The 12,283-nt window shown below is 59.6% G+C and carries 11 protein-coding genes; 8 read left to right on the top strand and 3 right to left on the bottom strand.

Annotated elements, in window-relative coordinates; genetic code table 11:
* Positions 1-139: 139 nt before the first annotated feature.
* Both O9H32_RS29380 and O9H32_RS29375 read right to left on the bottom strand, forming a co-directional pair.
* Positions 140-2,329 carry a 5'-nucleotidase C-terminal domain-containing protein gene (locus O9H32_RS29380; protein ID WP_269869665.1) on the bottom strand — a complete coding sequence of 730 codons (2,190 nt, stop codon included), beginning with the start codon at positions 2,327-2,329 and terminating at the stop codon, positions 140-142.
* Positions 2,330-2,606: 277 nt separating this feature from the next.
* Positions 2,607-3,998 (bottom strand): MATE family efflux transporter, encoded by a 1,392-nt coding sequence (locus O9H32_RS29375; RefSeq protein ID WP_269869664.1) that lies wholly within the window; start codon positions 3,996-3,998, stop codon positions 2,607-2,609.
* A gap of 139 nt (positions 3,999-4,137) precedes the next feature.
* Here O9H32_RS29375 and O9H32_RS29370 point away from each other — a divergent pair, with 139 nt between their 5' ends.
* Complete coding sequence (locus tag O9H32_RS29370) at positions 4,138-5,007, top strand: helix-turn-helix transcriptional regulator (protein WP_269869663.1); 870 nt, start codon at positions 4,138-4,140, stop codon at positions 5,005-5,007.
* 134 nt (positions 5,008-5,141) lie between these two features.
* On the top strand, positions 5,142-5,915 hold the full coding sequence (locus O9H32_RS29365) for a DODA-type extradiol aromatic ring-opening family dioxygenase (RefSeq protein WP_269869662.1): 774 nt from the start codon (positions 5,142-5,144) through the stop codon (positions 5,913-5,915).
* Positions 5,916-6,104: 189 nt separating this feature from the next.
* On the opposite strand, the gene O9H32_RS29360 is transcribed toward O9H32_RS29365, so the two are convergent.
* Positions 6,105-7,580, bottom strand: a complete 1,476-nt coding sequence (locus tag O9H32_RS29360; RefSeq protein WP_269869661.1) for a methyl-accepting chemotaxis protein — start codon at positions 7,578-7,580, stop codon at positions 6,105-6,107.
* A gap of 220 nt (positions 7,581-7,800) precedes the next feature.
* Here O9H32_RS29360 and O9H32_RS29355 point away from each other — a divergent pair, with 220 nt between their 5' ends.
* From O9H32_RS29355 to O9H32_RS29330, 6 genes are all read left to right on the top strand, one after another.
* The gene (locus tag O9H32_RS29355; protein WP_269869660.1) at positions 7,801-8,445 is read left to right on the top strand and encodes a hypothetical protein; all 645 of its coding nucleotides are present in this window, start codon (positions 7,801-7,803) and stop codon (positions 8,443-8,445) included.
* Between the two features lie 80 nt (positions 8,446-8,525).
* Positions 8,526-9,320: a thymidylate synthase gene (locus O9H32_RS29350; protein WP_269869659.1), complete on the top strand. Its 795-nt coding sequence runs from the start codon at positions 8,526-8,528 to the stop codon at positions 9,318-9,320.
* 36 nt (positions 9,321-9,356) lie between these two features.
* A complete protein-coding gene (locus tag O9H32_RS29345; RefSeq protein ID WP_269869658.1) occupies positions 9,357-9,872 on the top strand; it encodes a dihydrofolate reductase in 516 nt (171 codons plus the stop codon).
* 112 nt (positions 9,873-9,984) lie between these two features.
* Complete coding sequence (locus O9H32_RS29340; protein WP_269869657.1) at positions 9,985-10,302, top strand: hypothetical protein; 318 nt, start codon at positions 9,985-9,987, stop codon at positions 10,300-10,302.
* Between the two features lie 248 nt (positions 10,303-10,550).
* A complete protein-coding gene (locus O9H32_RS29335) occupies positions 10,551-11,081 on the top strand; it encodes a DUF1572 family protein (protein ID WP_269869656.1) in 531 nt (176 codons plus the stop codon).
* Between the two features lie 292 nt (positions 11,082-11,373).
* Positions 11,374-11,919, top strand: coding sequence for a copper amine oxidase N-terminal domain-containing protein (locus O9H32_RS29330; protein ID WP_269869655.1), 546 nt, complete (start codon positions 11,374-11,376; stop codon positions 11,917-11,919).
* Positions 11,920-12,283 lie beyond the last annotated feature (364 nt).

The raw sequence follows: 12,283 nt of genomic DNA, 5'->3' as shown, positions 1-12,283 counted from the left end.
GGCTGAAGAGTTTGCTTTCTCGATATCTGGAACTTCGTTAACCTTTTGGAACCGCCGTATGCGGACCCGCATGTACGGTGGTGTGAGAGGACGGGGGCTAGGCGCCCCCTCCTACTCGATTGTCCTTCTGGCTGCCTGCTTATTTCAAATCGAGCCTTACTTCGCGGTCGTCCTTCGGAAGGGAGACCGGCTTGCCGGCTGCACCCTGCTCCTTGAGGTAATCGACCCAAGCGTCAAGCATGATCCGCCCGTCTTTCCAATCCTTCACTTCGCCGAAAGCGGTAAAGCCGTCTCCGGCACCGGTAGCCATGAAGTCATTGGTGGTCACGGAGAACGTGCGGGATTCGTTCAGCTTGCCGTCTGTGAAGACCGGCGTACCGTCCAGCAGGGTGATCTTCGTGTACTTCTCGCCCAGCGGCTTCGTGTTGTCCCACTCGACCTTGAGGCCGGAGAACTGGATGGCCGGGAGCTTCGAATATTGGTCTGTCACTTCAAGCAGCGTCTTGATCTGCTTCGCGGTCATCGTACCCGTCCGGTTGTAGTTGCCGAACGGCAGTACTTCGAACATCTTGCCGTAGGTCACATCGCCGGCATCGATCTCGGCACGGAGGCCGCCGATATTCGTGAAGGCGATATCGGACTTCTCCGCCCAGCGCATCGCATCGGTGACGGAGTTGCCCACCGGCGTTACGCCGTCGCGCACCTGGTTGCCGTTAGTATTGTAGCGGAACGACTGCGTGGACCATTTTTCCGCGGCTACGGCGATTTTCTCATTCGTTTTCTCGGCGATCTTCGCCTGGTAGTCCGCTACGGTCTTCTTCACTTCTTCATCCGCCGTAGTCAGGTTCGTGTAGGTCTCGAGCATGGAGGCGTTCGAAGACACGACTTCTTTGGTGTCGCGGTCGACGTACAGCTGAATGTGGCCTACGGCGTACAGCCAGCTCTGCGCTTCCACGACAGGGATCCCGTTGACAAGGCCGGCTACCCGGCGGTGGGAATGCCCCCCGACGATCGCATCGAGTTCCTTCGTCCCTGTCCCATTCGCCAGCGTCACAAGCTCGCCCATAATCTCCTGCGACTTGGCGTCCTGCTCACCCGGCAGGTGGGAGGTGACCATGACGAGGTCGGCGCCCTTCGCCCGAAGCTCAGCAGCGAGTTCCTTGGCATAAGGCACCGGATCGGCGAACGTCAAGCCTTCGATGTTCGTCGACTTGGTCGTCGTGCGGGTCTGCGGTGTCGCCAGACCGATGATGCCGATCTTCAGGCCCGCCTTCTCGACGATTGTATAAGGCTGTGCCCACTCTACGCGCTTGCCAGTCTTATCGTCGATGATGTTCGCGCCGAGGATCGGGAATTCCGCCTTTTTGATGTTCTCGATGAGCACATCGCGTCCGAAGTCGAATTCATGGTTGCCGATCGCTGCGGCATCATAGTCCACTTCAGCCATGGAATCCATGACGGACTGGCCGTTCGTCGTATTGGAGATGAGCGTGCCCTGCCAAGCGTCGCCGCCGTCCACTACGACCGTACCCTGCGGATTCACGGCGCGGTAATCGTTCACGATGCCGGCGAGCGTCTCGATGCCGCCCTGCGCCTGGTTCCGCTTCTTGTCGAAACCTACTTCGATATGGCCGTGGATATCATTGGTCGTGAGGATGTCGATGAGCTGGAACACGAGCGGCTTCAGCGCCTTGACCGCTTCATCGCGGGTGACGTTGGCCTGCGGTTCGAAGCTGCCGTCGAGCTTCGGCTCGAACAGGCCGGCAAGGACGCCTTGCGCGACGTAAGGACGGGCCGCTTCGGAGATCGAAGCCCCGTCTTTGAAATAGTTGAGCACTTCCGTATGTACTTGCGGCGCCTGGCCCTTATTCATTGCCCGGCCGATCATGATGGCCAGCGCTTCGCGCGTTACAGGCTCGTTCGGCTTAAATTCGCCCGTCTCGGTAACAATGCCGGCCGCAGCGGCACTGAGAACGGCCGGACGCTGCCAGTCTGCGAGATCGGAGAAGGGCAGCTGCGAGGAGTCGGCTGGCGCGAGCCCTGCGGCACGCGCAATCATCGTGACGAGCTCCGCCCGGGAGACGGGGCGCTCACCGGCCAGATCCGTAGAGCCGGGATAGCCTTCGACAATCCCTTTATCGTGAGCGAGCTTCATATCAGCGGACAGGATGGCGGCCGCATGCTCCTCCGCCGAATGCTGCGAATGGTCGGTATGGGCGTAAGCGGGAGGAAGGGTAGTGCCGCCCGTGAGGGTGCCTCCTCCGAGGATGAGGGCAGCGAGCAGCGTCTTGGCTGCTTTCTGCTGCATGCGGAATCGGTTGTTGCTCATAATGTGGCCTCCTTGACCGTCTGGTGGGGGATGAAAATCTAGCAAATGAGAACAAATCTAGTATAGCGCAGAAAGGGGAACGGTAGTGTAAAGAAATGCGGTTTCATGATAGGAAAAGTCGAATCAACAGAGAAAGCCCGTCTTCCCAGAGGGAGACGGGCGAATAGGCGGCCCCGCGGCCCTAGCGGGCACCGTGCGCCCGGCTGGGGAATAGGGCCTGCCAGGAATTTGGGCGTTGACCTTCATAAAAGGTCGGCGGTGCTAATCCCCAGCCCCTTCAGCTACCAACCGCGACCGAATCGGTCCGCGGCTGAGACAAGGGCACAGGCTGCTGCAGCAGCTTCCAGCGGCGGAGCATCAGAAGACCGCGGATCAGCTCGTCGGCGATCATGGCGATGTAGATGCCATGGATCCCAAGGCCGAGCGGAAGGGAGAGATAATAACCGAGGCCGGTCGCGACCAGCCAGATCGAGAAGAGCCCGACGATCATCATGTAGCGGGTGTCGCCGATGGCGGTCAAGGCGCCGTTCATCGCCATGTTGAGCATCTTGAACGGCTGCAGCACGAGATTCAAGGCGAGCAGCGAGACGCCGATGCCGATGATGGTGCTGTCCTGGGTGAAGAGCGGCAGAATCCGGCCTCCCAGCGCGTAGATCAGCAGCGCGTTGATCATGACGAGCGCCAGCCCGATCCACAGGGCGCGGAAGGCGCTGCGGTTCGCTTCTTTCTTCTCGCCCGCCCCGTACAGGTGGGCGACCCGGATCTGCGCAGCCATGGCAAGGGAGTTGCCGAGGATGAAGCAGAACGATTCCAGCGTGTTCATGTACGTCCGTGCCGCGAGCTCCGCCGCGCCGAGCATGGCGACGAAGGAGAAGAGCAGCAGCTGCGAGAACACCCACGAAGCCATGTTGATGCCCATCGGCCAGCCGATCTTCAGGATCTCCCCGAACAGCGGCCGGTCGAACAGCCGCAGATCTCCCCATCCGATCCGGCGATGGAAGGAATACAGGAACACATAACCCAGGAACAGGGTGCCGAGCAGGCGGGAGACCAGTGTCGAGACGGCTACGCCCGTCAGTCCCCAGGCCGGAAGCCCCAGCTCTCCGAAGATGAATCCGTAGTTGAGCACCAGGTGAATGACATTCATACCGATCGCAATGTACATCGGACTGCGCGTATTGCCCGTGTTGCGGACGGCCGTGCTCAGGATGGCCATAGCCGCGGTCAGCACCATGCCCCCGCCAACGATGGAGATATAGGTCACCGCCAGAGGAATCAGCCGCTCCTCGAGCTGCATGAGACGTGCGATGGGCTCGGCGCCGAAGAACAAGAGTGCGCTCATCGCCAGGCCGATGGCGACGGATACCTTGGCGGCCATGACGGCAAGGGTCCGGGCCTCTTCCGGCCGCTGGGCACCGAGCTTCTGCGCGATGAGCACGCCGGCGCCGCCGGCGACGGTCATGAACAGGATCGTCATGGCATTGAATAGCTGGGTCGAGATACCGACCACAGCGACGGCATCGTCGGAGATCCGCGAGACCATCAGCGTGTCGGCCGTACCGAGCAGGAACTGCAGGAACATTTCGATGAGGATGGGCCAAGTCAGGATCCACAGGGAGGGGATTCGTTTGGTTTTGCTATCCGCAGGTTTCTCTTTCTCTCTATACATGGGGTTCTCCACTGCCTTTCTTTCCTTACTGCTTGCTATTTCACATTGTAGAAGGTAATCTGGGGTCGATGTTGCAGATTCCGAACGAAAACTATCAAAATTCCAACCTCATCATAAGACAGGAAGGAGCGGGAAGCGCATGACCATTCTAGAATTCACGGCACCGCCGCTGCCTTACTATATTGCAAGCGGCTTCGAGCCGATGAAGCCCGGCCGCAAGCATCCGAACCGCAGGAGCATCGGCGTCTTCGATCTGCTCGTCGTTACCTCCGGCTGCCTCTATATGGGGGAGGAAGACCGCCAGTATGAGGTGACGGGAGGCCATGCCCTCATCCTGAGGCCGGACTGCCACCACTACCCGGTTCAGCCCTGTCTTGAGCCCACGGAGCACTATTGGCTCCACTTCGGCACGACGGGGGCCTGGGTGCCGGCAGAGGCGTCCCAGCCCCATCACCCGGGAGAGCCGGAGGAGAAAAAATATTTCACGATGGAAACTTTCCCCATGCGGCTTCCCCAGTTCATCCGCCTGCCTCGGCCGGCGGCGGTCTACGAGCCGCTGAGGCAGCTGACCGAGCTCGAGTGCGAATCGCACCGCAGCTGGGCAAGATGGAAGCTGCAGCTCACGTTCCAGTCCGTGCTCGAGCAGCTCAGCGGCGCACTGGAAGCGCAGGCGGCCGTGCCTGGGACCAAGGTGGCCGAGCAGGCGGCCTCTTATCTGCGCTCCCATTACAAAGAAGGAGTAACGGCGCCGATGCTGGGAGAGGCTCTGAGCTTTCACCCCGTCTATATCGCCAGGTGCATGCAGCAGGAATTCGGGTGCTCTCCGTTTGAATACCTGCTGCATTACCGGCTGGAACAGGCGAAGCTGAAGCTGCTGCAGACCGACTTGTCGATCGCCCGCATTGCGGAAGAAGTAGGATTTAACCAGCCGGCTTATTTTACCTCCTGCTTCACGAAGCAGGAAGGGGTCACGCCCCGGATGTATCGTAAGCGCTTTTCACACGAATAAGAGGGGGAGGGGGGAGGGATAATGACGGCAGAGTCACGCCTGCCCCGGCAGAATATTGTTGACAGAAATATATTATCGATATATACTTACTTACATAAAGTAACTAGATGAAAATAGTAAAGGAGATGCTGGCCATGATTCCTTCCTCCCTGTTCCTTGCCCACGGTTCCCCTATGCTGGCGATTGAAGATACGGAGTATGCCCGGTTCCTCGGCAGGTTCGCCAAAGGGATACGCCCCAAAGCAATTGTCATCTTCACCGCCCATTGGGAAAGCGAGACGACAACGATTTCTTCCTCTGACGACGTGTACGAGACGATCTACGATTTCGGCGGATTCCCGGACGAACTGTACGAGGTGCGCTATGGAGCCAGAGGCTCGTCGATCGTGGCCGGCATGGTGTCGGACCGCCTGAAGGCGGCCGGGATTCCCGTGAAGGGGGATACCCAGCGCGGCCTCGACCACGGTTCGTGGACACTGCTCCACCGGATGTACCCGGAGGCCGATATCCCGGTCGTCCAGGTGTCCGTCAGTCCTTATCTGCCGCCCAAAGACCAGTTCCGCATCGGGGAAGCGCTGCGCGGGTTGAACCGGGACGACATCCTGGTGATCGGCAGCGGCGTCACCGTCCACAACCTGCGCATGCTCCGCTGGGAGCAGAGCACGCCCGAACCTTGGGCAGTCGAGTTCGACGACTGGCTGCTCGCGCGGCTGAAGGAACACGATTACGACAGCCTGTTCCGCTACGAAGAACTGGCGCCTCACGCCCGGCAGGCCGTACCGCGTCCGGAACACTTCGTGCCCTTCTTCATCGCGCTCGGCGCGGGGGAGCCGGACCGTGAGCCGAAGATCATTCACCGCAGCTATGACCTCGGTACGCTGAGCTATCTGAGCCTGCAGCAGGATTGACTAGGAGCAGCCTACTGCATACGAGCGGCTTGCTGCACTTTCAGCTTATAACCAAAAGAAGGAGCAAGCTCCCCGGAGGGAGTCTGCTCCTTCTTTGCGCTCACTGACCGGCCGGATGTAAGCCGGAGTCCGCACCCTCGCCATCCTGGCGGCGAAGCCGTTATTTCATCCGACTTCCTTTCAACTGCCTTACTTCTTCGATGCGGCTGCGTCGCTCTCGGTCACAAGCTCGGTAAGCACGGCGACCAGATCGTCGAGCCGGCGGAAGCTGGTTTCGACTTCGGTAATGCGTCTGCCCTGCTCATCGATGCTAGCCAGCATCTCTTCCACAGCAGCCGCCGACTGGTCCGTAATATCGGATACGGCGCTTGCTTCCGCCGAGATGGCGGCGGAGGATTGGTATAAGCCCATCATCTGGGTATTCACTTGATGGGAGCTGCCGAGCAGATGTGCCGCATGGGTATGGATCGTCTCGAACAGTACGCTGAATTCGTCCGCAGCCTGGCTTACGTCGACCATGCCTTTTTGGCCGAGCTCAGCATGCCTTGCCACCTGCTCGCTGTACGTACGGATGTCGCCCAGGATCGCTGCAATCTCCTGCGTAGACTTCTGCGAATGCTCCGCGAGCTTGCGTACTTCACTGGATACGACGGCGAATCCTTTGCCGTGCTCGCCGGCACGCGCGGCCTCGATCGCCGCATTGAGGGCCAGCAGATTCGTCTGGTTGGCGATGTCGTTGATGACGCTGAGGATGCTCTCGATATGGCGGTTGCGCTCCTGCAGCTGAGTCATCAGGTTGACCGTGTGGCCTACGGCGCCGGATACTTCCTGGATCGCCGAACGGATGCCGATAATGCGCTCCTCGCCGGTCTTCGTTTCTTTCTCGGTGCGGACGGACAAGGTCTCCATCTCCGAAGACGAGGTGGCGGCGGATTCCACGCTGCCGCTGACCTGCTGCAGCGACTGGCGGATCGCTCCTACGCTTTCGGCCTGCTCCTGCACGCCGCGGGACATGTCGTTGAATGTGCTGACGAGCTCGCGGGACACATGGCCTGTCACTTGTACATTCTCGCGCAGATGGGTGCTGAATTCGCCAAGATCCTGGATCGTCTGTTTTACACGGTCCATAAGCTGGAGGTTACGGCTGCGCTCGGCGTGCATCGCTTCGGCATTGGCGGCTTCGGACTTTCGGAACTTCTCCCCGATGAGGCTCTGGGCCACCAGGAATGCCGTGACCGCCGTGTGGATAATGATCAGGGAGGGGAACCCTTGAGCCGGAATATTCGGGAATACGGCATCGTGATAGAAGAAGAATGCATAGACGGTGAGCAGCAAGTTGCCAATCCCCGTAAGAAGCAGGGGCCGGTAGTTGAAGTAGAGCGCAATCACGGCATAGTTGATGAAGAGGGCGAGGATCCCTTCGATCGCCGGAGCAATCAGCATTGGAATGAGCATGGACAAGAACAAGCCGAACGTCATGATGTACATGACGCTGTTCTGGCGCTGGGTGCGGTAGGTAATGAAAGCGCTGAGGGCGATCATCAGCACACCGGTGCCGAGGAGAGGAAGAGCGACTTTCATATTGCCGGTCGCGAGCTGCGGCAGAATACCGAAAGCCAGGAGAATCGAGTACATCTTGAGCATCAATTTATTGCGTGCTTGCATCTTGTGTGTAACCGCCTTTCAATGTGTGATTCGGTCGTATTCGCGTATGTTCTTTACTTCGGCAATTTTCTTCGACAACGTTATACATAATTTCGGACATCCTCCAGTCGGGACAAGAAAGTGCATCTCCAGCAAAATCCTCGTATTGCGCGGGATCGCAGGTTCGTTGTATGTATGGGGGAGGGCTTGGCCTGACTAGGTCACAAAGGAGCGGATTCTTATGAAAAGAATGATATACAGAGGCCAGCTGAAAGCGGGGCGGGAGAGTACCGGACTCTCTCGGCTTGAGCAGAGCAGGGCGGCCGCCGCGCTGGTGGCGCACGGTGCCTTGATGACAGCGGCGGCCTTCCACTGGGAGCGCCAATTGTTCCTCTATTACGAGTGCACCGGGAGGGAAGTGGCTCCGGAGGAAGTGGCGGGCGAGGCAGCTTCCTGTCTCTGTGATTGGCCCGGACACGCCGCGCCCCGCAAGTGGGTGCCGATGACGGACGTGTTCCATTTTAACGCGCCGGTCTCGAAGGAACATTGGGCGCGGAAGGCGCCGGTGGAGCGCAGGGTGGGAAGGGTTGCCCATCTGAAGCCGGAGATGGCCGCAAGCTATATTTATTATCATTATCAGCTGCAGGAGGAGCGGGCGTTCCTCGGGGACAAGTACGAGATCATCGCGATGCACGAGAACCTGCTCTTCGGGTATCAGGAGTTCCCCAAGGTCATCGAAGAGCCCCTTCAGCCGCGGAAGCTTTCCACATCCGGTACGCCGGAGAATTGGAACGACTCCCGAATGGACCTGCATTTTCAGCCTTGGGAGGACGGGCACCTGTATTTCAAGCCGGTCGATACCGTCTTCGCCTACTATGGGGAGTGAGGAGTTTTCCCGAGGAAGGAAATAGCGGAAGCGGAGGGAAACTGGTATACTTTCGGGAGAGAACTTGGGCGAGGTGAAGGATGAAAAGTTATTTGGATTTGTTACAGGATATTCTGGATCATGGAGTGGAGAAGGGGGACCGCACCGGGACCGGAACCGTGTCCGTCTTCGGGCGGCAGCTGCGATTTGACCTGGCGGAGGGCTTCCCGCTGCTGACTACGAAGAAGATGCACATCAAGTCGATCCTCCATGAACTGCTGTGGTTCCTGAGCGGGGATACGAATATCGGTTATCTGAAGGAGCATGGCGTGACGATCTGGGATGAGTGGGCCGACGCGAACGGCGATCTTGGTCCGGTCTACGGCTCCCAGTGGCGCACCTGGCCGGCTCCTGACGGGCGCAGCATCGACCAGATTACCGGTGTCGTGGAGGCGCTTCGCGCGAATCCGGATTCCCGCAGGCATCTGGTCAGCGCCTGGAATCCGGCGGAAGTGGACCGGATGGCGCTGCCGCCGTGCCATTATGCTTTCCAGTTTTACGTAGCCGGGGGCAAGCTCTCGTGCATGTTCCAGATGCGTTCGGTCGATACGTTCCTCGGTCTTCCTTTTAATATCGCAAGCTACGCGTTCCTCACGCATATGGTTGCCCAGCAGTGCGGCTATGAGCCCGGGGAGCTGATCTGGACGGGGGGCGACGTCCATATTTATTCGAACCACCTGGAGCAGGTGAAGCTGCAGCTGACCCGCGAGCCGTACCCGCTGCCGCAGCTTACGATCAAGCGCAAGCCGGATTCGATCCTCGGATACCGGTATGAGGACTTTGAGATCACCGGCTACCATAGCCATCCGGCCATCAAAGCGCCAATCGCGGTCTAGTATTCGTACTAACGAACACCCAAGGGGGAGAAGCACGTGACAGTGTCCTATATGCTGGCCATGGATGAAGCGCGGGGGATGGGCCTCTCCAATAATTTGCCCTGGTACCTGCCGGCCGATTTTGCCTACTTCAAACAAACGACGCTGGAGCATACCGTGCTCATGGGCCGCAAGACCTTCGATTCGATCGGAGGCAAAGCGCTGCCCCGGCGCCGTAATCTGGTCCTCACGCGGGACGCTTCCTACGAGGCGCCGGGCTGCGAGACGGTGACTTCGGCCGAAGAAGCGGTTCGGCCCTATGCCCGCGGCGGGGAGAAGGCGGATGAGGAATTGTTCGTAATCGGCGGAGCGGAAGTATTCCGTGTGCTGATGCCGCATGCCGACCGGCTGTATATCACGGAGATTCACCAGAAGTTCGAGGCCGACACGTACTTCCCGGAAGTGGACCCCGGCCAGTGGGCCGAGGTCTCCCGCACCCGGGGACCCAAGGATGAGAAGAATCCGTACGATTACGATTTTGTGGTCTATGAACGGGCGGGAGCCGGAGGCTAGCAGTTGGTCACGGCTTCCGGGAATGAACGGGCTCTCTTTCGCGCATCTTAAGCATTGACTCGCAAGGGCTGCATCAGCCATAAGCGAAAAGCCGAGAGGAGATGCCGAAGACATGACGGAAGTGAATCAGCACCAGATGCCAAGCCGGCATGTGATCGATAACGTGGAGAAAGCGATCCAGGCGGCCACCGACGCCGAGATGGCCGTCCGCCATGCACAGCTGGATTCCGATCCGCAGAAGCTGCGGACCGCGCTGGCCCAGATGGAGACGGCGCAGCACGCGCTGGACAATGCCCAGGCCCAGCTGAATTCCCGCGACCAGGAGCATCACGGGCAGGAATTCGTTCAAGTGCAGAACGACTTGACCCAGTCGGCGCAGAGCCTGGACGTGACGGCATCGAATACGGAGCTGCCGAAGCAGGTCAGGTAACACCCGGCTGTTCTGCTTCCGCTTCCGGCGGGGGAGAACGGATAGATATCTTAAACGCAAAGATGGATGCCCTAAGAAGCGCAGGACCCTGGCGGATCGCCGGAGAGGGCCGCGCTTTTTTTGGCGTGCCCGGATCGAGTGCTCAGCCGCCCATTCCCCGAGAATATCGCCCTGATAAAAAGATTGGAATAGGCTTCCCCTGCATTCTGCGATACAGTAATGACAATTCCATAAAAAGGCGGTGTGCTATGAGCGAAGGGCTGACACTCGGTACGGTTATGCTGGAGGAATCCATAGAGACCTTCCGGAGTATGAAGAAGCTGGGGGACCGGACCCTGGAACAGCTGGAAGAAACACAGTTCCATGCGGCACTGGATCCGGAATCGAACACGATGGAAGTGATCATCCGGCATATGCACGGCAATATGCTCTCCCGCTGGACGGATTTTCTTCACTCGGACGGCGAGAAGCCGACGAGAGACCGCGACGGCGAATTCGTGGAGGCCGGCGCCAGCCGCGAGTCCCTGCTTGCGCTCTGGGAAGAAGGATGGGCGGCCGTGTTCGGCACACTGGCTTCGCTCCGCCCCGAAGACCTGCTGCGGACCGTCACAATCCGCGGGGAAGCGCATACCGTCGTCAAAGCGATCCAGCGGCAGGTGTCCCATTATGGCTACCACGTCGGCCAGATGGTGTTCCTCGGCAAGCACCTGCGCAGCAGCGACTGGCAGACGCTGAGCATCGCGAGGGGCCAGTCCCGGGCGTTCCGGCCGGGAACCTGAGAATCCGGCCGGTCTCCATCAAGCCAAGGCTGTCCCGTGAACCGGCAGAAGACCGGCTGAGCGGGGCGGTCCTTTTTTTAGAAAAACCCTAGAATGTATATCTCACCAGAGCTCGATCCTGTCCCCTTGTATTTCTTATAAACGCGCATCGTCCTTAATGGACGACGCAGCCGTTCATCTTGCTGTCGTGCTGTTCTATATCCTAGAGCGCGCAGGAGCTTGTCGCAGAGGCGAGCCAGGTGGTACAGTAAGGAAAAGAAGATACAGAGCAGGTGAGAGGAAGGTGCTGGGAATGAAGAGAAAGATGCTTGGTTTGCTCGCGTGGATGCTGCTGTTCGCAGCACCGGTGAATGCACAGGAGGCGGGGCCGGTGGTCCGCGTCTTCATCGACGGGGAGCAGGTGATCTTCGAGCAGCCGCCGAAGCTGGAACAGGGCACCACCCTCGTTCCGTTCCGGGCTGTCTCGGAGAAGCTTGGCTTCAAGGTCGGATTCCGCGCGGAGAACGGGGAGCAGGCGATTACGGCGGCCAGAGGCGAAGAGACCGTCACGATGTATATCGGCAACCGGATCGCGAACACGTCCGGGGGGCGGGTGCTGTTGGAGCAGGCTCCGCGCATGGAGCACGATCTGACGTATGTGCCGCTGCGCTTCCTGGCCGAAGCGCTCCACTGTGAGGTGGCATGGGACCAGGAAGCCGCTGCCGTACAGATCCGTACGCAGGGGGATGCGGAGGCTGGGAGCGGGGAGGCGAAGGATGCGCCTGCGGCTCCGCCGGCAGACCAAGCGCCGGAAGCTGGCGCAGGGACCCCGGATGCGGATGCAGCGGATGTCCCGTAGAAGCGCAGCGGCACCCGGCCAGGGCCGCTGTCTAGCGCCGCACCCCAGCGGCTGGGTCCGCTAAGCACAGCGCCGCTTCTCTCAGCTTTTCTGCGGCCAACCTTACGGACCGGAGGGCTGCCCGTGCGGTTTGGCGCGAGACAAGGAGAGGCGGCTTCGCCGGCCTGATCTTTCCAGGCACCGCCGCCCCTGCACAACAAAAAGACGGATCGTCCTGCGTACGGGGAAGCGGTACGCCCGGCCATGATCCGTCCTATTTTCATGCAAGCCTGCTTCCATCCTCTGTTACATCGACCCGGCGTACTGATAAATCACAATAAGAGCGAATGTGATCAGCATGCTCAGCATCGCATACTTCCATTGT

Source organism: Paenibacillus caseinilyticus (assembly GCF_027533645.1).
Lineage (GTDB): Bacteria > Bacillota > Bacilli > Paenibacillales > NBRC-103111 > Paenibacillus_G > Paenibacillus_G caseinilyticus.
The sequence above is the reverse complement of the archived record's forward strand: the minus strand, read 5'-3'. Positions and strand labels throughout refer to the sequence as shown.